Here is a 19303-nt window from a genome sequence, read left to right as displayed (position 1 = left end):
GTGGACATCCTCGTCTGCATCAAACGCATCCCCGACATCTCGGGCCAGATCACGCTCAACGAATCCGGCACGAACATCGACGACTCAAGCCTGGGCCACACCACCTCGGCGCACGAGGAATGCGCGGTGGAGTTGGCCATCCAGACCGCGGCTGCCACCGGCGGCACGGTCACAGTACTGACGTTGGGCCCCGCCGAGGCGGTCGAACAGCTGCGCGCAGCCGTAGGCGTGGGCGCCAACGACGGAATCCTCATCGAAGCCGACAATCCCGAGGCGTTCGGCCCCGAAGACATCGCCTCGATCATCGGTGACGTCATCCGTGATCGCGCCGAGGAGGGCCAGAACTTCGATCTCGTGCTGCTGGGCAATGATGCCGCCGACACCGGTGATTTCCAGGTTCCCATCCGTCTGGCCTATGATCTCGAATACCCGGTGCTGACCGGGATCCAGACGCTGAGTGCGCCCGGGGGTTCCGGCGGCTCCGGCGCGATCGAGGCCCACGGGATCGGGCCGGCCGGGACCGAGGCCTTCTCCCTCGAGCTGCCCGCCGTCATCGCCGTCCAGGAGGGCGGTATCGACCCGCGCTATCCATCGATCACCGGTCGAATGAAGGCGAAGAAGGCTCGCATTGCCGAATATGTGGCGCCCGAGCCGGGTGCCGGAAATCCGCGCATCGGCCTCGAATTGCCGCCGGAGAAGGCAAGCGCGGTCACGATCCTCGGCGAGGGCCGTGACGCTGCCGGTGCCTTGGTCGATATTCTCGAAGAGATCGGAGTGATCAGGTCATGACTCTCGTATACGTCGAAACCGATGAGAGTGGTCAGGTGCAGCTGACCTCCGCCGAGGCGCTCACCTTCGCCCGTACGAACGCGGACGTCCTCGCCGGTTCGGTCCTCGAAGCTGCCGTCATCGGCTCGCTCACCGAGTCAGCCCACAAGCAGCTCGCAGCACTCGGCGTGGACCGGATCCACCACCTCGAGTCTGCGGACCTTGAGGCCTATTCAGCCGCAGCCTGGGCTCAGGCTCTCGTCGACATCGCGCCGGAGACCGGGACGGTTCTGGCCTCGGGGACTCCGCGCGGGATGGAGCTCATGACACATGTGGCCGTGCGCATCGGTGAGCGGATGGCGGCCAACGTCGTGGCCGCCGACGACGAGGGTCTGCTGCGACAGGTGCTCGGTGGGACCGCGTTCGAACGCCTCCGACTCGGCGGTGACCTGCAGGTTCTTACGGTCGCCGGCCACGCCTGCAACCCGGAGGAGACCACACCGACGACACCGGAGGTCCTCACGCACTCCCCCGAAACCGCGGAGGAGGATCTGCGCACCCGCGTGCTTCGCACCGAAGTCGAAACCACCGATGGCAATGACACGACAGGGCTGACTCAGGCCAGAGCCGTCGTCGGAGCCGGTCGCGGAGTCGGTTCGGAGAGCGGATTCGGCGAGGTCCTCGAACTCGTCGACCACCTCGGCGGGGCCCTGGGAGTCTCTCGCGTGGTCACGGGTCTGGGCTGGCGACCGCATTCCGAACAGGTCGGTCAGACCGGCAGTCGGATCACCCCCGATGTCTACATCGCGTGCGGAATCTCCGGCGCGATCCAGCACATGGCCGGAATCGAGGGCGCGAAGACGCTCATCGCGATCAACACCGACGAGGAGTCGACGATGGTTCAGCGCGCCGATTACGCCATCATCGGCGATCTCCACGAGGTCGTCGGCGCCGTCAACGAGGAGATCAGGAACCGTCGCGGCTGATGTCGCTCACAGGCCCAATTCGGCGATCACCGCGTCGGTGTCGGCACCGATAACCGGTGCCCGCCGAGGTTGGCCTGCACTGTCCGCGCCACCTGAGGTGGCCGCGCCAGTTGAGGTGGGGGTGCCTGTTGAGGTGGGGGCAGTTGCCTGGCCGAACCTCGGTGCCGGTGCGGGTTGCTCGATTCCGGCCTCATCGGTGTAGAAGAGTCCGCGGTACTGGTTATGAGCATCGGTCTTCGCCTCAGCCATGGTGCGGACCGGTTCGACGCAGGCGTCGCTGTCGGCGAAGAGTTCTTCGAGTTCAGCCAAGGTGCGTGAGGCGAGCTCCTCGGCGAAGACTGGCCGCATGAGGGGCCAGTGCTTCGGCTGCCAATGGTTGATCTCGCCCAGCGGTTCGGGCAGGCGGTCCTCGATGTCGAGAGTGCGGATGAATTCGGCGAAGAAGGCCGGTTCGATGCAGGCAACGGACACGTACCTGTCATCGGCGGTGGGATAGACGTCGTAGAACGGTGCTCCGGAATCCAGGAGGTTGCGCCCGCGTGCGTCGTGACGCCACATGCCGACCTCGGAGAAGCCATGCATCATCGAATACAGGAGATTCGCGCCGTCGATCATGGCGGTGTCGACGACGGTGCCGATGCCGCTGGTGCGGGCACTGGTGAGGGCGCCGAGAACGCCGACGACGAGGAGCATGCCGCCCCCACCGAAATCGCCGATGAGGTTTGCGGGGAACTGCGGTGGCCCATCAGCGCGACCGAGCTGGTTGAGCAGTCCGGCAGAGGCGATGTAGCCCAGGTCGTGCCCGGCCTTCTGCGCCTTCGGTCCGTCCTGTCCGTAGCCGGTGATGCGGCCGTAGACGAGGGCAGGATTGAGCGCGTGGAGATCGTCAGGGCCCAGGCCCAAGCGTTCCGCGGCGCCTGGGCGGAAGCCTTCGATGACGATGTCGGACTTCGCAGCCAGGGACCGGGCGAGGTCGATGCCGGCTTCGGACTTGAAGTCTGCGGTCATCGACCTTTTGCCACGGTCGAGAACAGGGTTCATGGGCTGGCCGGCTGTCTTCGGCGGATCAAGGCGAATCACCTCGGCGCCCATATCTGCCAACATCATTGAGGCGAAGGGGCCGGGGCCGATTCCGCCGAGGTCGAGGACACGCACGTCTTTGAGCACTGTCATGATTTCCTTTCGTCGATCTGTCCTGTTTAACTATAGAACGATCGATCAGGTCCGAAGAGGCAGCAGGGCCGCACCCGACGATAAGAGGTCCCGGTGATCTGGATCGTCCGGTCGCCCTGGTAGCGTCCCATAGTCGGAGGTGGAGAGTCTCCGAAGCAGATGAGTCGAAAGGTTGTCTGTGAAGACATTCGAGTATTCCCCAGAGGTTCGCTGGTCCGATCAGGATCTGCTGGGTCATGTGAACAATGCCCGCATGATCACCCTCATCGAGGAGTGCCGCATCAGGTGGCTCCACGAGGCCAAGGCCGGGAGCTTGACCGGCGGTGGCATGCTCGTCGCCAACCAGTCGATCGACTACCTGCTCCCCGTCATGTACGGCCCCGAACTCACAATGACGGTGACCATCAAGAGGATCGGCAACTCCTCATTCACCGTCCACACCCGCGGTGACCAGAGCGGCCAGAAGGTGTTCAACTCTGACGTCGTCCTCGTCCACATCGACCGGGAGACCGGCAAGCCCTCGCCGATCCCCGAGGGCATTCGCAGCATCCTCGGGGAATACCTCGCCGAAGCCGACTGATGACTCAGTGGACCATCGGCGCGCAGATGCAGGCTCGGTTGCCGTCGGGATCCTCTAGAACCCAATAGGACGGAGCAGCTGTGTCGCTGACGAGGTGGCCGCCCGCAGCGAGAGCTGCAGCAATCCGTCCTTCGGCCTCGTCATGGCTCACCCAGACATCGAGATGCCAACTCTGCGGGACGGCTGACTCCGGCAGAGGGAACCGGCTGTCGTCTCGTGGCCTCTGCCACCACAGCAGCGTATTCACCTGACCAGTTGGGTCGACGAGGTCACCACCCGCATGCACTCCCGCAGGTTCACCGCCGAGGAGTGCCGCGTAGAAGTCGGACACTCGATCACTTGAATTCGTGTCGAGAGCGAATTCGGCCTGCATCAGGCTTGCGGTGTCAGCACTCAGGTCCGCTTCAGCGGCGATCGTGCTGATCTTTCGAGCGAGAGTGATATCCCGTTCGGTCACGCCGCCGACGTCGTGACTGCCCACAGTCACGGTGACACCGGTCTTCGTGAGAGTGATGTCGGGGGCATGGTTCGACAGTTCTGCCGCCTCCCCGACCGCGTTGACGAAGGCAAGACCTCGGCCGAATTCGTCGGTTCTGAATCTGGCCCTGATCGGCCCTGCCAACTGCCGCCAGTCCTCGAGGTCAGCGTCGAAGATCTGCGAACTGGTGAGAACGCCATCGTGTCCCACAACTCGCTCCTCCCGTGATGCGTGTGCGTTTGGTCGCAGGAGTCACGCTATCGGAGGAATGGTGCCTCTGCGAGAAGATGGCCGTTCTGTTCATGCTCGGCCAGGCCTCGTGCCCATAGCCTGGGAACATGAAACTCGACGCGATCTCAATCATCACCGCAGACATGTCCGCAGCAGTGCGGTTCTACTCCGCACTCGGCCTCGACTTAGTCGACGGCGGCGCGGATGCTCCGCACACGGAGTTCTCCTCGGGCACCCTCCGCCTGCTCCTCGACACTGAGGCGGTCATGCTCAGCATCGATCCCGAATGGACCTGGCCGACCGGTGGCCACAAGATGTCCCTGGCCTTCGACTGCTCCACCGCCGAGGCGGTTGATACGACATTTACCCAGCTCACTGCCGGTGGTGCGGGTTCAGATCCCGTGGCCGGAGTCGTTCACGAACCTTGGGATGCGTTCTGGGGTCAGCGGTACGCCGTGGTCTCCGATCCCGACGACAACTATGTCGACCTCTTCGCGGCACTGGGTTCACCGGCCCAGCAGTGACTTCTCGTCTCTCCACAGATAGGCCGCATCGGCGTAGCCCGTTGCGGTTGCGGCCGCTGTGCGGGTGGAGCCTGCGTCGATGAGTGCCCGTGCGGCCTGCCAGCGCAGGACCTTCGACAGGTGTTTGGGTCCGTAGACGAACCATGCGGAAGACAGCCTCCGCAGCTGTCTGGGTGAGTATGCGAACTGTGCGGCCACCTCGGCGATGTCCAACAGCCGCCTCTGCCCGACACCGGGTCCGGGCTCGGGGACGGTTGCGAGACTGCCTGCAGTCACCACAGCATCGAGAGGGGTCACCCTGTCGGCGAGCTCGGCCGCCGAGGTGGCCAGCAGCTGCGGGAGCACGCCGGGGTCGAAGCGCAGACCCACGACCGGCTGGGCTGCACCACTCGTCGACGCAGAATGGAAGGTTCGTGCGGTGGAGTCTGCTCCGGCGACGACGAGGGAATCGATGACGATGAGATCCATGCAGCCGTCGGGCACGATGAGGGAAGGCTTCGACGGGACGCTCACAGCCACCTCGGCGAGGGCCGATGTCGGGCGGGCGTCGGGGGCCGACGTCCACAGCGAAGCGCGGAGCCTGGGGATGCGCATCTCCGTGTACATAGGGGCGCTCGTCCTTCTTCAGTTTCGAGCGGTATTCTTGAAACTCGTCGGCAGTCTCCCGAGTCGACGCCGCCTCCAATTCCAACGCTGTCTGTTCTCAGACTAGCCGGTACTCGACTCCCCAGGAAGGAACAATGGCAACTGCATCCCCCTCGACGTCTTCAGCACGTCGGCAGGCACGGCATGTCACTGTCTTCCTCGACGTCGATGGAGTCCTCAACTCGTACCCAGTACCCAAACTGCGCATCATGATCGAAGGGCGCAAGAAGCTGCAGGCCTGGCATTACGAACTGCACTACAAGCCCGCGGTGATCGCGTTCTTCGATCGTCTCGTCGAAACCCATGAAGTCGATGTCGTATGGCTCTCCACCTGGTCAGAGCGGTGTAAGACGGAGTTGGAGCCGAAGTTCGGTCTGCGCAACTCCTTCGACGTCATCGAGATGCCAGATGAGACCCACAACCGGTACGCCAACGATCCGCACCTGTGGTGGAAGGCCCGTGCCATGGAGGAGTGGCTCGCAGCGCACGAGCAAGGTCGGGCCGTGTGGATCGATGACGATCTCGCCGCACCAGCCACCCACGACTACTTCGTCGAGCACTATTCGACGAGCAGACTCAAACTCATTGCTCCGAAATTCGCGCAGGGCCTGACGAAGGCGCACCTGAAGGAGATCAAGGAATTCGCCTACCCGAAAGAGGCTTCATGACACGTATCGGTCTGCTCGATTCCGGTCTGGGGCTGCTCGGCACCGCAGATGCACTCTTCCATCTGGCACCTCATGCCGACCTGGTTCTCGCGATGGACCCGGATTTCACCCCGTATGGCAGCCTCAGCCCCGAAGCGCTTGAGGCCAGGGCACTGAATTCTGCGGCCGTGCTCGCCGAGTGGGACCCAGATGCGATCGTCATCGCCTGCAACACCGCCTCGGTCCAAGCCCTGGAGGCCGTACGCGCCCGCTACGAACCTGACATCCCCGTCATCGGCACCGTCCCCGCGGTGAAGATGGCGGCCGGCACCGGGCAGGACTTCGCCATCTGGGCGACCCCGGCAACAACGGGCAGCGCCTATCAGCAGAACCTCATCGGCGCCTTCGCCGCCGAGGTGACCGTGTCCAAAGTGGCATGTCCGGGCCTCGCCGAGGCGATCAATGAAGCTGATCTGCCCACCATCGACTCCGCGATCGACGCAGCCCTGAACCAGATGGACCCCGGCATGGAGACCATCGTGCTCGGGTGCACCCACTACGGCTTGGTCGCCGAGCGGATCATGGCCGCTCGGGCGGGGGCGATCACGCTCTTCGACTCCCCGATTCCAGTGGCGAAGCAGACCCTGCGCAGAATCGGCGTCGAAGCACACGGGCTGAGCCCGAACCAGCCCGATACCGGTGAGGTCATCGCCACCTATGCCTCGGGCCGCCGAATCCAACTGCCACGGTCCCTTGATGCCTATCCTGCGGGCAAACGCCTGCTGGCTCGGGAACGGGCAACCGCAACAACGCTCTGAGTCACTAGCGATTCTGCTCACAGACCCTGGACGAGTGCGCGACTCCTTGAACCGTCGCCGAGAGTCGGATCGGCATTATCATCCGGCCGGGTCTTTTTTGCCGCAACGGGGTTAATCTGAAAGGACAGGCAATCGTCTGAGGAGGCGGTTCGATGTTCTTCCTGTACATCATCTTCGGTCTGATCGTGCTCGGTGCCATCGGCTTTGGAAACAGTCTGAAGATCGTCAAACAGTACGAGCGCGGTGTCGTGTTCCGCTTGGGCCGAGTCAGCAGTGAACCCAAGCGCCCCGGGATGACAGCCATCGTCCCATTCGTGGACAAGCTGGAGAAGGTCAATCTGCAGATCATCACCATGCCGATCCCAGCCCAGGAAGGCATCACCCGTGACAATGTCACCGTCCGGGTTGATGCCGTCATCTACTTCAAGGTCGTCGACCCCAAGCGGGCCATCGTCGATGTCGAGAGCTATCAGCTCGCCGTCGGGCAGGTGGCGCAGACGTCTCTGCGTTCGATCATCGGTCAGAGCGAACTCGACGATCTGCTCACCAACCGGGAGCGGCTCAATCAGGGGCTGGCCATCATGATCGACAGCCCGGCCGTCGACTGGGGTGTCCACATCGACCGGGTCGAGATCAAGGACGTCGCCCTGCCCGAGTCGATGAAGCGTTCGATGTCGCGTCAGGCCGAGGCCGAGCGGGAGCGTCGCTCACGGGTGATCATCGCCGATGGTGAGTTCCAGGCCTCGGCCAAGCTCGCTCAGGCCGCAGAGTCGATGGCGGATACGCCGGCAGCTTTGCAGCTGCGTCTGCTCCAGACGATCGTCGAAGTCGCTTCCGAGAAGAATTCGACACTGGTTCTGCCCTTCCCGGTCGAGCTGCTCCGTTTCCTCGAGGGGAACACACCCAAGGCGGCGACACCCTCAGCCGAGGACGTCCCCGCGGGGACGTCGAGCAGCGACAGCACCACCTCGGCAGCAAATGCCTCGTTGAGTGCCACCTTCGGAGCAAAGGACACCGAACACTCGCTGGATGATCTGGGCGGAATGGTCCGGGCCCTCTCCGGTTCCATGCGGCTGAATGAGTCGATGAACCTGCCCGCGTCGCTCAAGCTGCCCGGCAGCGAGAACGGCACGGCCACCCCGGCGAGCAGAGCCGCGAACGACGAAAAGACGCCGACATGATCGGCGGTGTTCAGCGAGCTTCCATCCCGAGTGACTACGCTTGAGACATGGACCTGAAACGCACCAGCAGATCAGTCATCGTCAACGGCGTCATCGCGATTCTCGTCGGATTGCTGATGTTGGTTTGGCCTGGCACCAGCGCCGAGGTGGTCGTGCGCATCTTCGCCATCTGGCTGGCCGTCATCGCCGTTTCATCCTTCGTCCTGGCGCCGAAGGGCACGCGTTCGGGAAGTCTGGTGGCTCGTTCCGTCCTGTTGATTCTGCTGGGCGCGCTCATCTTCTTCTCGCCCATGCTGTTCGCATCCTTCGTCACCATATTGACCGGGTTCGCGGTCATCTTCTTCAGCTTCCTCGCGGTCACTGCCTCCCTGTTCATTCGCCGCGTCGGGGTGCGCATGTGGTGGCTGTTGACCATCATCGGAGTCGCCGGAATCATCCTCGGCGGATTCTTCCTCTTGGATCCGGGCGCCGGCATCACCACATTGATCTTCACTCTGGCGGGCTTCATCGTCGTCGTCGGCATCGCCTTGGTCGCACTCGGGTGGCGTCTGCGTAAGACCGCTCAGAGGATTCGTCAGGACCCGCACCGCAGGCCACCAGAGGACGGTGGCGGCGACGTCATCAGCGGCGAGATCATCGAATAGGCCTCGACCGCCTCGGCGAGGTCAGCCACCAGTCGCCGGCCGGACCACTTATCGCCGGCAGTCCAGTTGCCAGGCGGACCAGTTATCGCCGAGGGCACAGGTTACAGCTGGTCCGCTCGGCGATAGCTGGTTCACTCGATGTTCTGGTCCGCCGGCTTCCGATGAATTCGGGCAAAACCCTGGATCATTGGCAAGGTCCCGTGCTAGCTTATTGACCATGGGAACATTAAATCGCAGCGCAACGACAGCGCTGAGCTTCTACATTCGCAATCGCCGCGCCTGACAGCGCGCTCGATTCACTTCCTGTGATCCGCTGACCTCATCGAAGTCTCGGCACCACCGGTCCGTTGATGGACTGGTCGCCGCCGAACCGATCGAGCAGGATCTGTAGCAGCGCGTTGTCGACCCGGACAGTCATCAGCATCCGGGGCGAAGCCGCAATTCTCTGACACATGTCTTTGCGCATTGCGCTGCCTTGGGTGCTCCCTTCTTCACTTCCGGAGCGCGCCCATGCGACCTCATTCATCATTCGGCGGCCGACACGAACTCGGCCAGAACTTCCTGCGTTCACCCTCAGCCCTCAACACGATCGCGAACCTCACCCGCGCCACCGCCGGCCCGATCCTGGAGATCGGACCCGGCACCGGCGCAGTGACTGCCCAGCTCTACAAGCTCGGGCGACCACTCACGCTCGTGGAACTCGACGAAACGAGGATCAGTCACCTTGAACACACATTCCCGCGCGCCCAGGTCGAGCACGCAGACATCCTGACAACCCGGCTCGACCAGCCGGTGATCGTCGGCAGCCTGCCATTCCACCTGACCACACCCATTCTGCGCAGACTCCTGCGCGCCAGGAAATGGCAGAACGCCATCCTGCTCACTCAATGGGAGGTCGCGCGCAAACGCGCCGGAGTCGGCGGTTCAACCATGCTGACGGCCCAGTGGACTCCCTGGTTCAACTTCCGCCTCATCGAACGCGTACCCGCCCACGCCTTCACACCGAAGCCCAGCGTCGATGGTGGAATCCTCACCATCGATCGCTTAGAAGCCAGCCTCGTGCCGGACCGGCACAGGTCTCATTACCAACAATTCGTCCGCACAGCCTTCACCGGACGCGGACGTGGGATGAAAGGAATCCTCACGACGATGGACCTCACTGACCGCACCACGCTGCAATCGACCATGGACCGCAACGACGTCAGAGGAGACACCTTGCCACGAGACCTCGAACCCCAACAGTGGGCCGGACTGTACTCGGCCCTCGGCACGACCGAGACAAGCACCACGAAGAACCCACCAGCTGCACAGAAGCAGAGCAGGAAATCACAGAAGAAGGGAAACACCATGCGAAACGACAAACGACACAAGAACCCCAGCGTCGCGGCCGGAACGGGAGAGATCCCCGTGATTGCAGAGAAACCGGTGATCACGGGCGAGATTCCCATCGTCGGCGCCGACCAGGCGGCAAAGAAGCTCGAGGCCCAGATTCCGGGAGTCGACCCTGAGGCCAAGACGAAGAGCCACGACAAGGGACACCTGCAGGCCGAGCGCGGTTTCATGCCGCAGCACGGCAAGCCGTCCCAGCCTCAGCCGCGATGGAATCTGCCACGGCGCCAAGGCTGACGGCTGACGGCTGACGGCTGACGGCCACACCACACGCGGGCACGAGCCAATCGTGCCCGCGTGTCCATCATCACAACCAGAATTCCCCTCGGCAGACATACTCACTGAGCTCGGATCAGATGGCGGCTGCATACCATCTGACCAGGAACTTCACGTAAACACGAGATAGACTACGGCTATTGTGCATCTCCTGTTCGCCGGAGGAGCTGAATGTGTTCATCTTCCATTCATCAACCCCTTAACCTTGCGGACACCCAGAGTGCGAATCATGGGAGACAGCTGGAAATACATCTCATGATCCTCGCTAGGAGACGCGCATGACCCAGGCTCTGGCACCAGAGACCTTCACGCCGGCGCAGACCGTCGGCCGCAGCAATGATCGTCGCTGGCACCTGGCTTTCGGTCTGCTGCTCGCGGTCACTCTCATCGCCTTCACTTTGTGGTCGTTCGGCTATGTCAGCCAGGGCGCACCACGCATGGTGCTGATCACGACAGTCATCTTCGGTGCGTTCATGGCCTTCAACATCGGCGGCAACGATGTGGCGAACGCCTTCGGCACCTCGGTTGGTGCAGGCACCCTGACGATGAAGCAGGCGCTCCTTGTTGCGGCTGTCTTCGAGGTCAGTGGTGCGCTGCTGGCCGGCGGCGATGTCACTGACACAATCAAAAGCGGAATCGTCGACCTGGGTGCGGTCTCCCTCGACCCGATGGAGTTCGTCTACATCATGATGGCCGCCCTCCTCGGTGCGGCAGTGTGGCTGTTGATCGCCACCCGCATGGGCTGGCCGGTCTCGACTACGCACTCGATCATCGGCGGCATCATCGGCGCCTCCCTGACCATCGGCTTCGTCACCGGCACCGGAGGCTTCGCCATGGTGCAGTGGTCAGAGGTCGGCATGATCGCTATCTCATGGGTCCTCTCCCCCGCGCTCGGCGCACTCGTCGCCTTCCTCATCTACGGGGCGATCAAGAAGTACGTCCTCGGCGATGCCCTGTCAAAGACCCTGAAACCCCACATGCTGGCCCCCACCGGCGAAAGCAGCCACGCTGCAGACGCCGGAATGGACCTTAAGCGCGATCCAGATACCACGGCTTCGGCCGATCAATCGGTCGGTTCACACTCCACACTTCAACGTTGGGTTCCGCTCATCGCCGCAGGCGGTGCCGTCATCCTCACCGCAATGCTCCTGTTCAAGGGCCTGAAGAATCTCGACGTTACAGTCGGCGCCGTCGGAGGCACCCTCATCATGGCGATGATCGGCCTCGCCGTGTGGATGGCAGTATTCGTCTTCGCCAAGACCCTGCGCAAGCAGACAGTTCCCCGTGCGACCTACGTCCTCTTCTCCTGGATGCAGGTGTTCACCGCCTCGGCGTTCGCCTTCAGCCATGGCTCCAACGACATTGCGAACGCGATCGGGCCCTTCGCCGCAGTCCTCGACGTACTCAAGACCGGCAACATCAGCTCCGAGGCATCCGTCCCCTTCGCCGCCATGCTCACCTGCGGGATCGCCCTCGTTGCCGGCCTCTGGTTCATCGGCCGCAAGGTCATCGCCACGGTCGGGACCAAACTCACAGAGATCCACCCTGCATCCGGCTTCGCCGCCGAGCTCGCCGCCGCGACCGTCGTGATGGCGGCTTCAGTCAGCGGTCTGCCCGTCTCTTCCACCCATATCCTCATCGGTGCGATCATCGGCGTAGGTCTGGTCAACCGATCGGCGAACTGGAAGCTGATGAAGCCGATCGCCATGGCTTGGGTCATCACCCTGCCGGCCGCCGCGAGCATCGGTGCCATCAGCGTCCTCACCTTACGCACGTTCTTCGGCTGACCCTCCGATAGTCGCCTCGGCGGCCTGCACAGCGGGCCGCCGAGGCGACTTCCTCATTCACCGACACCGGTGGGGATATCGACACCGACGGTTCCGCTCCTGACATCCGTGTCAGCCTCTGCCGCTAGAATCATTCACACGTTCACGAGTCGTGGCCATCGGTACCTGGCCGGCCACGCGGCAACCCGTCATCGACCGGGTGCCCCAGGGATAGAACGGGTCAGCGCCACATGGCGTTGGCAAGATTCGATCCGGGCGCATGGTGCCCGAGAAACGAGTGTCACTGTGTCTCACGAGGCAACCGAACGCTGGCCGGGATTCTCCGAAACAGAAGCCCTCGAATGGAGCCGTGTGATCCTCCACCATTCTCCTGGCCCCCTACCAGCCAGCATCAAGGCTCAGATGTCGGCGGCGATCAGGAGAGGCACTCCTGTCGCGGCACCTGGTTGGGCTCGGACGGCCGGTCAGGCACGCGACTGTGGATTCACACCGATCCTCTACCACTCACTATTCGCAGTGCTCCATGCGATCGATCCGAATTCCTTCAGGTCACATCCGCACCATCGCCAGGTCACCCACCGCAACCAAGTTCCGGGCGTCCCGTTCGAAGCCGAGCTCTGGCAAGAGTGGCCACGGCTGGTGCTCAAAGAGGGTTTCTCACCGGGGACAGCGGCCGAACTGGTGCTCCTGTTCGCGACATCAACCTGATGCCTTCAGATACACCGCCGAGGCGACCGGACGATCCACGTCTATGCGTTTCACGTCGCCCTGTCCTGCTCCGGGCTGCTCCGATTCGAAAGGTTCGCTGAACACCGAAATCGAGACAGCTCCGCCGCTTTCTCTCTCGGTGACGTCGAGGCGTGCACCCGGGCGCACCCCCACCTCGGCGAGGTGGGCAAGGACTGAGGGATCCGCGTCCGAGACCCGGATGACCGTGTAGGACCCGGGTTCCGCCTCAGCGAGGAGCAGCGAGGAACCATGGGACTCGATCTTCCCGTCGGGGCCGGGGATCGGGTCCCCGTGAGGATCGGCCTGGGGACGGCCGAGGAACGCGTCGATGCGATCGACAAGCCGATCCGAGGCCGCATGTTCGAGGATCTCCGCCTCGTCGTGGACTTCGTCCCAGCCATACCCCAGGGATTCGACGAGGAACGTTTCGAGCAGGCGATGCCTGCGCACCATCGATAGGGCTATCGTCTCCCCCTTCGAGGTCAGCACCGGAGGACGATAGGGCACGCGGACGATGAGCCCGAGCTCGTCGAGACGTTTGAGCACCTCGGTGACGTTGGCCTTGGTGGTGCCGAAGCGGTTCGCCAACTCGGTGGCAGTCATCGGTGTCCCGCCCCATTCCTGAGCCGACCAGATCGCCTTGAGATAGTCCTGGCTGACCTCGGAGACTTCGCCTGCACGCATGCGCTCAGCGTAGCCCATGGGATCAGAATCGGTCCTCATCGACAGTCGAGGGTGAGACCTGAGCAGATCCAGTGCGATGAATGCCGGACGGCCGTTGAGATCTGACGATGCTGCCGACCCGGGCCCGAGTCTGGCCTTCGGCTCAGGTCAAGTCTGGCTCTTGCGCCGACAGGAGGGGTCACGGATCTGGAACATCTTTCGTCTGCGGGAAAAGATACAGCCTGGAAGAATCACAGTATGAGGATGAGGACGCATAGATTGAGCACGACCCTGGTCTATGGAGTGACGCTCGCACTATTCATGTTGGTCATCTTCTTCCTTACGAACGCCGGCATCGACCCGCGTGCCAACCGCATCGGTGATTTCGACCCCAAAGGCGCCGCGACGGTGTGCTTCGGCCTGCTCGGCCTCTATCACTCGATTGCGATCATCTTCTTCGACGAGGATGACTCATCGAAGCCAGCCGCTGCGGCCGCCGATTCCCACCTCCCCAGGGCACCCGATTCGTACACCGGTTTCATCCGACAGTCCTGGTACAAGGTGCTGTCGGTGGGGCTCATCTTCGCGGTCTTCTGCGCAGCCTCGGTGTTCATCTGGCATTCGTTTGCCGAATTCCCGGGAAGTCCGGGAACGGTGTGGGGTGACTACGCCACATCGCCAGTTCCTGCCCTCACCCTTTTCCTCCTGTGCTGGGCCAGCACCAATATCGGGTTCATGTTCGCCTCCATCGCCGAGGCGTTCAACCGTGATCGGTTCGGTCTCTTCATCACGGCGATGGTCATCATGTTCATCGTCTCCCTCGGAGTCACTGTCGGTTTCATATTCCTCCCGGAGCAGTCGACAGGCCCGGCGCTGACGATGGCCGCATTCGCTCTGCCTTTGACCCTGATCGCCGTCATCGGTGCCCGCGCCTGGGCAATCGCCCGAGTGAATCGCTACGATGCGAACCACCCCCGACTGAGTGCTCGGGAGAGACGGCGTTCGGAGCAGTTCGGCCCCGATCTTCAACGCCGGCCGGCTCCAGGTCCGCCGCCGTTCGACATGCTCCGAGATGGAGAGGAACTGCTCATGCACTTCAAGAGCGAGCGAACCCCAGAACCGCAGATGCTCATCGCCACGAATCAAAGGTTCGTCCGTGCCTCGATCCTCGGATCCGATCGGACCTTCATTCTCGAACAGGCCAGTCCCGGGCAGCTCCTCGGCGCCAGCTCTGAGCGCGTAGGCCACGATCTGATGACCACTGCGCACTTCCGCGACCGCCAGGACATGCGCGTCGTCGGTGGAGATCCCGAGCAGTCCCGTGCCTTCGCCGAGGCGGTCACCCGTCTCGCACGAACCGGACAGCTCCGCAGCTGAGAGCAGACTGGTCCGCGGCTGAGAACCGGACCGTCACGGCACCTCCTCACTGCCTCTGCCGGGCTACGCGGGCTGCCTGAAGCTAGCGAACTCGCCCTGAAAATAGGGGGCGGAGTCCCTGGCAATACCCCGAGAGTCTAGTATGTATCGGTGCCCTTTTGGGCGAGTCCAGAGTTCCCGACCGGAGGTTATGCGTGCAGGATCCCAACGATGAGATGAAACGGCCGATCGTCGAGCGTGAGCGCTTCGGCGGAACCGACAGACCTGCCCGAGACGTCGATCGCGAGAAGCTCCCTCCGATCTCCAGCACGGAGATGAGCCGCGGTCCAGCGGAGCTCACGGATGAGCGGGGATCTCGCGTCAACTGGAAGGTCTTCCTCATCTCCTCGGCGGTGATCCTCGCCTTCTCCGTGTGGGCGATGCTCATGCCTGACTTTGCGCAGTCGACGATGAAGTCGATCGTCGACTGGATCGCGACCAACCTCGGTTGGTATTACGTCCTCACCGTCACCGTCGTCATCGCCTTCGTCCTCTGGGTCGCTTTGTCTAAGGAAGGCTCGGTCCGGCTGGGACCAGACCATTCCCGGCCGCAGTACAACCTGTTCACCTGGGTCGCGATGCTCTTCGCCGCAGGTGTGGGCATCGACATGCTCTTCTATTCGGTGACCGGACCGATCACCCAGTTCCTTCAGCCTGTCAATGCCGATCCCGAATCAGCGGCCGCCGCCCAGGACGCTGTTGTGTGGACCATGTTCCACTACGGCATCGCCGGCTGGTCGATGTACTCGCTGCTGGGTATGGCCATGGGCTACTTCGCCTACCGCTGGGGGATGCCCCTGTCGATCCGTGCGGTCCTCTACCCGCTGCTGGGCAAGCGTGTGCGCGGGGCCACCGGTGATGTCATCGACATCTTCGCCCTCGTCGGCACCGTCTTCGGTGTGGCCACCTCGATGGGGATCGGCGTCGTCCTGCTCAACGTCGGATTCTCCGAACTCTTCGGCCTCCCGCAGGGCCTCGGCCTCCAGATCGCCCTTGTCCTCGTCGCAGTCGTCATGACGATCGCGGCCTGCACCTCGGGTGTGGACAAGGGCATCCGCCTGGTCTCCGAGCTCAACCTGTGGTCCTGTGCCGCGATGATGCTCTACATCCTGATCACCGGCAAGACCGCGTTCCTGCTCAACGCCATGGTCGAGAACATCGGGCGCTTCATCTTCACCCTGCCCGAGCGGACCCTGGCCACCTTCGCCTACGTCGATGACGGTTCCGCCTGGATGGGTGCCTGGACCCTGTTCTTCTGGGCCTTCTGGCTCGCCTGGGGTCCCTTCGTCGGACTGTTCCTTGCCCGCATCTCTCGTGGACGTACTCTGCGCGAATTCGTCATCGCCGCCATCACCGCACCGGTGCTCTGCGACTTCATCATCGTCACGATCTTCGGAAACTCCGCACTGGCGGAGGTCTTCGACGGCAACTCCGAATTCGCAAAACTCGCCATCGACTCACCGGAGCAGGGTTGGTACGCCCTCCTCGACATGTTCCCTGGGGCGGCCTTCCTCATCGGACTCGCCACGCTCTCGGGTCTGCTCTTCTACCTCACGAGTGCGAATTCGGGCGCCATGGTGATGTCGAATTTCTCGTCCACGATCCCCAACCCGGAAGAGGATGGGGCGAAATGGCTGCGCATCTTCTGGGCCCTCGTCACCGCCGTGCTCACCATCGCCATGCTCGTTGCCGGAGGAGTGACGACGATGGAGTATGCGACCCTGATCTTCGCTCTGCCGGTCACCGTCATCGCCTACCTCGTCATGGCCTCCTTCTCGAAGGTTCTGCGCATGGAACGAGCCGAGCGCGAGGGCAGGACCCGCAAGCGTCGGACAACTGCCGTCCACGGTGGCAGGACCCCGGAGAAGACCTGGCGGCAGAGGCTCGCCACCCTCCGCTCCTACCCTTCGAAGAAGTCCGTGGACCGATTCGTCACCGAGGTGGTCGAACCTGCCCTCGAAGCCGTGGCCGCAGAATTCCGGGAACTCGACTACACGGTCGACCTCACCAAGGAACCCGGCCCGGAGTCGGGAATCACGGAGAGCACCCTCTTCGTCGACATGGGCCAGCAGCGCGACTTCCACTATCAGATCGCCGCTGTCGAACACAATGTCCCCACCTTCGGCGCACGCAATGCACCTCGCGGCGACGACGTGTACTACAGGGTCGAGGTCTTCACACAGACCGGGTCCGAGGGCTATGACCTCATGGGGCTGAGCAGCCAGCAGATCATCGACGACGTCCTCGACCGCTACGAGAACCACCTGTCGTTCCTCGCCTACTCACACGAACACTCGTATCAGTCGGTCGTGACCCCGCCGAGCCCTCCGGCCACGGATGCGATTCCGGCGGTGCCCACCTGGGCGGATGAGGTCGAGGAGATCGGCGAAGCTGATCCGGAGCCTGCTGGCGAACGACGCTGATGAGACGCAGGGTGCTGATGCGCTGAATCCGAGCGCCGGCACACCGTCGACGAACATGAACCGAGGCTGTCCCCGAAACCGGGGGCAGCCTCGGCGCATTCAGCAGGGTATTGCACGAAGTCGTCTTTGGCACCATAGTCGAGACTGGGAACTCGAGAACCATGCGAACGCACGAACCGGGAGGTGGCCTGCGTGGAGATGACCGCGGTGCTGTCGTTCTTGTCAGCCGGCGACTACACGATCGCGCGCGAAGTCATCCAGCGCGGCTTCGCCCTCCTGTTCTTCATCGCCTTCCTCAGTGCCTGGAACCAGTTCCCCGCCCTGCTGGGTGAGCACGGGCTGACCCCGGCACCGCGCTTCATCGCGGCCACCACCTCCGCGCAGGCACCGAGCCTGTTCCGGTGGAAGCGCTTCACCTACACCGACCGGCGGCTGCACATCGTGTGCGGCATCGGCATGCTCGCAGCAATGACCGTCATCGTCGGACTCCCCCAGGCAGGGCCCGCGTGGACCACGATTCCGGTGTTCTTGCTGATGTGGTGGCTGTACTTCTCCATCTCGAGCATCGGGCAGCGCTTCTACGGCTTCGGCTGGGAGTCACTCCTCCTCGAGGCAGGATTCCTCATCGGATTCCTCGGCTCCCACGAGGTCGCTCCCTCGCTGCTGATGGTCTTCTTCCTCCGCTGGTTCGTCGTCCGCGTCGAGTTCGGGGCGGGAATGATCAAGATGCGCGGGGACAGCTCCTGGCGGGATCTCACCGCCATGGACTATCACCATCAGACCCAGCCGATGCCGGGCCCCTTCAGCCGCCGAGCCCACCTCATGCCCGGATGGTGGCATCGCGGTGAGACTCTGGGCAGTCACGTCATCCAGCTCAGCGCACCGTGGCTGCTGTTCCTGCCCCAACCCATCGCTTCCTTCGCCGCCGCGACCATCATCATCACACAGCTCGCGCTCGTCATCACCGGCAACTATGCCTGGCTGAATTGGGCGACAATCCTCCTCGCCTTCGCCGGAATCAGCGACTCGTTCCTAGGCTGGATCATCGGCGGCCCATGGCCCGGGTGGGGACTGTCCGGTCTGTCCGGCGCCGAGGCGGACGGTGTGTCGGCATCGACCGGTGCCCTCGCCTCCTCGGCGGCTCTGCCTCTGTGGTGGGCGGTCCTCGTCACCGCCTTCGTCGTCTGGCAGTGCGTGCTCAACGTCCCCGCCCTGCGCAATCTGTTCTCGCGCCGACAGAAGATGAATGCCAGCTTCAACCGGTGGGGACTGGGCAATGCCTACGGTGCCTTCGGCTCGATGACCGAAACTCGTGACGAGATCATCATCGAGGGCACTCTCGATCCCGATGCAACGATGACTGACGGTGACTGGCGCCCCTACGTGTTCAAAGGCAAGCCAGGCGATGTGCACCGCCGCTCACCGCTCGTCGCGCCCTATCATCTGCGACTGGACTGGCTGATGTGGTTCGCGGCCCTCGGCGACTACCGGCAGTCCTGGTTCTATGCACTCCTTGAACGCATCGGTTCCGGGGATGCGCAGATCCGAACGCAACTGGGCCCTGACCCCTTCGGTGGTCAGGCACCGGCCCTCATCCGGGTCCGGATCTTCACCTACCGCTACGCCACCAGGCAGGAACGGCGTGCGGCTGCGGACGAAGGCCAACCTCGGCCGTGGTGGGTGCGTTCGAATCCTCGCACCATGGTCGAGCCCACGGACCTGCGCGAGGGCTGAAGACGCTGCAGCACCATCGGACTGGGTTGCACATTTGCGCAGATGAGAAAGTTGCCACGGAGACCGGACGGATCTAAAGTTAACCTACATTAACTTTCCGATCCTGACTTAGGCTCGGGCACCAGTTTCCGAAGCAGGAGCCACCTTGCCCCACCCCAGCCATCCACATCTCAGCTGCCCCCACCGCAGACGCCGTCATCTCTCCCGCACA

At 63.2% G+C, this 19303-nt stretch carries 17 protein-coding genes, 1 pseudogene and 1 riboswitch; of the genes and pseudogenes, 14 read left to right on the top strand and 4 right to left on the bottom strand.

The genetic code is table 11. The annotated features are described in order from the left end of the window. Complete coding sequence (locus tag INT40_RS14810; protein ID WP_193096388.1) at window positions 1-789, top strand: electron transfer flavoprotein subunit beta/FixA family protein; 789 nt, start codon at window positions 1-3, stop codon at window positions 787-789. After that, the gene (locus INT40_RS14805; RefSeq protein WP_193096387.1) at window positions 786-1754 is read left to right on the top strand and encodes an electron transfer flavoprotein subunit alpha/FixB family protein; all 969 of its coding nucleotides are present in this window, start codon (window positions 786-788) and stop codon (window positions 1752-1754) included. Before INT40_RS14810 ends, INT40_RS14805 begins: the two co-directional genes overlap by 4 nt. Before the next feature lie 6 nt (window positions 1755-1760). On the opposite strand, the gene INT40_RS14800 is transcribed toward INT40_RS14805, so the two are convergent. Continuing rightward, complete coding sequence (locus INT40_RS14800; RefSeq protein WP_193096386.1) at window positions 1761-2927, bottom strand: CaiB/BaiF CoA transferase family protein; 1167 nt, start codon at window positions 2925-2927, stop codon at window positions 1761-1763. Window positions 2928-3105: 178 nt separating this feature from the next. Between INT40_RS14800 and INT40_RS14795 the strand changes: the two genes are divergently transcribed. Then, the gene (locus tag INT40_RS14795; RefSeq protein WP_193071343.1) at window positions 3106-3507 is read left to right on the top strand and encodes an acyl-CoA thioesterase; all 402 of its coding nucleotides are present in this window, start codon (window positions 3106-3108) and stop codon (window positions 3505-3507) included. 4 nt (window positions 3508-3511) lie between these two features. On the opposite strand, the gene INT40_RS14790 is transcribed toward INT40_RS14795, so the two are convergent. Then, entirely contained in the window at window positions 3512-4195 is a 684-nt protein-coding gene (locus INT40_RS14790) for a 4a-hydroxytetrahydrobiopterin dehydratase (RefSeq protein WP_096158083.1), read from the bottom strand. A 128-nt stretch (window positions 4196-4323) separates the two neighbouring features. On the opposite strand from INT40_RS14790, the gene INT40_RS14785 reads away from it, so the two are divergent. Then, window positions 4324-4740: a VOC family protein gene (locus INT40_RS14785; RefSeq protein ID WP_193071342.1), complete on the top strand. Its 417-nt coding sequence runs from the start codon at window positions 4324-4326 to the stop codon at window positions 4738-4740. On the opposite strand, the gene INT40_RS14780 is transcribed toward INT40_RS14785, so the two are convergent. Further along, a complete protein-coding gene (locus INT40_RS14780; protein WP_193071341.1) occupies window positions 4723-5346 on the bottom strand; it encodes a DUF6597 domain-containing transcriptional factor in 624 nt (207 codons plus the stop codon). The two genes, INT40_RS14785 and INT40_RS14780, sit on opposite strands and share 18 nt — an antisense overlap. A gap of 134 nt (window positions 5347-5480) precedes the next feature. On the opposite strand from INT40_RS14780, the gene INT40_RS14775 reads away from it, so the two are divergent. From INT40_RS14775 to INT40_RS14745, 7 genes and pseudogenes are all read left to right on the top strand, one after another. Continuing rightward, window positions 5481-6053, top strand: a complete 573-nt coding sequence (locus INT40_RS14775) for an HAD domain-containing protein (RefSeq protein ID WP_101573358.1) — start codon at window positions 5481-5483, stop codon at window positions 6051-6053. Beyond that, window positions 6050-6850, top strand: a complete 801-nt coding sequence (locus INT40_RS14770; protein WP_193071340.1) for a glutamate racemase — start codon at window positions 6050-6052, stop codon at window positions 6848-6850. Before INT40_RS14775 ends, INT40_RS14770 begins: the two co-directional genes overlap by 4 nt. Window positions 6851-7002: 152 nt before the next feature. Next, window positions 7003-8031: a slipin family protein gene (locus tag INT40_RS14765; RefSeq protein WP_193078631.1), complete on the top strand. Its 1029-nt coding sequence runs from the start codon at window positions 7003-7005 to the stop codon at window positions 8029-8031. Window positions 8032-8078: 47 nt separating this feature from the next. After that, a complete protein-coding gene (locus INT40_RS14760) occupies window positions 8079-8675 on the top strand; it encodes an HdeD family acid-resistance protein (protein WP_096158077.1) in 597 nt (198 codons plus the stop codon). Between the two features lie 510 nt (window positions 8676-9185). Beyond that, window positions 9186-9944, top strand: a pseudogene (gene erm, locus INT40_RS14755) (23S ribosomal RNA methyltransferase Erm); the annotation flags it as partial. Window positions 9945-10618: 674 nt separating this feature from the next. Then, window positions 10619-12127: an inorganic phosphate transporter gene (locus INT40_RS14750; RefSeq protein ID WP_193078629.1), complete on the top strand. Its 1509-nt coding sequence runs from the start codon at window positions 10619-10621 to the stop codon at window positions 12125-12127. Between the two features lie 140 nt (window positions 12128-12267). Continuing rightward, window positions 12268-12379, top strand: a riboswitch (SAM riboswitch). Window positions 12380-12412: 33 nt separating this feature from the next. After that, window positions 12413-12835 (top strand): hypothetical protein, encoded by a 423-nt coding sequence (locus INT40_RS14745; protein WP_096158074.1) that lies wholly within the window; start codon window positions 12413-12415, stop codon window positions 12833-12835. On the opposite strand, the gene INT40_RS14740 is transcribed toward INT40_RS14745, so the two are convergent. Continuing rightward, on the bottom strand, window positions 12827-13579 hold the full coding sequence (locus INT40_RS14740) for a metal-dependent transcriptional regulator (protein ID WP_226831398.1): 753 nt from the start codon (window positions 13577-13579) through the stop codon (window positions 12827-12829). The genes INT40_RS14745 and INT40_RS14740 overlap by 9 nt on opposite strands. Before the next feature lie 219 nt (window positions 13580-13798). Here INT40_RS14740 and INT40_RS14735 point away from each other — a divergent pair, with 219 nt between their 5' ends. From INT40_RS14735 to INT40_RS14725, 3 genes are all read left to right on the top strand, one after another. Beyond that, window positions 13799-14896, top strand: a complete 1098-nt coding sequence (locus INT40_RS14735) for a hypothetical protein (RefSeq protein WP_096158073.1) — start codon at window positions 13799-13801, stop codon at window positions 14894-14896. A gap of 215 nt (window positions 14897-15111) precedes the next feature. Further along, window positions 15112-17358, top strand: a complete 2247-nt coding sequence (gene betT, locus INT40_RS14730; RefSeq protein ID WP_096158928.1) for a choline BCCT transporter BetT — start codon at window positions 15112-15114, stop codon at window positions 17356-17358. Window positions 17359-17556: 198 nt separating this feature from the next. Next, window positions 17557-19092 carry a lipase maturation factor family protein gene (locus INT40_RS14725; protein WP_226831417.1) on the top strand — a complete coding sequence of 512 codons (1536 nt, stop codon included), beginning with the start codon at window positions 17557-17559 and terminating at the stop codon, window positions 19090-19092. Window positions 19093-19303 lie beyond the last annotated feature (211 nt).

The sequence above is a fragment of the Brevibacterium sp. FME17 genome (assembly GCF_014897515.1).
Taxonomy (GTDB): Bacteria; Actinomycetota; Actinomycetes; order Actinomycetales; family Brevibacteriaceae; genus Brevibacterium.
Note: the sequence above shows the minus strand (reverse complement) of the source record. Positions and strands in the feature narration are given on the sequence as shown.

Excerpts from the sequence above, each read along its gene's own strand:
- INT40_RS14805 (WP_193096387.1), top strand. The coding sequence starts at position 786 with ATGACTCTCGTATACGTCGAAACCGATGAGAGTGGTCAGGTGCAGCTG.
- INT40_RS14800 (WP_193096386.1), bottom strand. The coding sequence starts at position 2,927 with ATGACAGTGCTCAAAGACGTGCGTGTCCTCGACCTCGGCGGAATCGGC.
- INT40_RS14785 (WP_193071342.1), top strand. The coding sequence starts at position 4,324 with ATGAAACTCGACGCGATCTCAATCATCACCGCAGACATGTCCGCAGCA.
- INT40_RS14780 (WP_193071341.1), bottom strand. The coding sequence starts at position 5,346 with ATGTACACGGAGATGCGCATCCCCAGGCTCCGCGCTTCGCTGTGGACG.
- INT40_RS14775 (WP_101573358.1), top strand. The coding sequence starts at position 5,481 with ATGGCAACTGCATCCCCCTCGACGTCTTCAGCACGTCGGCAGGCACGG.
- INT40_RS14770 (WP_193071340.1), top strand. The coding sequence starts at position 6,050 with ATGACACGTATCGGTCTGCTCGATTCCGGTCTGGGGCTGCTCGGCACC.
- INT40_RS14765 (WP_193078631.1), top strand. The coding sequence starts at position 7,003 with ATGTTCTTCCTGTACATCATCTTCGGTCTGATCGTGCTCGGTGCCATC.
- INT40_RS14760 (WP_096158077.1), top strand. The coding sequence starts at position 8,079 with ATGGACCTGAAACGCACCAGCAGATCAGTCATCGTCAACGGCGTCATC.
- INT40_RS14750 (WP_193078629.1), top strand. The coding sequence starts at position 10,619 with ATGACCCAGGCTCTGGCACCAGAGACCTTCACGCCGGCGCAGACCGTC.
- INT40_RS14740 (WP_226831398.1), bottom strand. The coding sequence starts at position 13,579 with ATGAGGACCGATTCTGATCCCATGGGCTACGCTGAGCGCATGCGTGCA.
- betT (WP_096158928.1), top strand. The coding sequence starts at position 15,112 with ATGAAACGGCCGATCGTCGAGCGTGAGCGCTTCGGCGGAACCGACAGA.
- INT40_RS14725 (WP_226831417.1), top strand. The coding sequence starts at position 17,557 with ATGACCGCGGTGCTGTCGTTCTTGTCAGCCGGCGACTACACGATCGCG.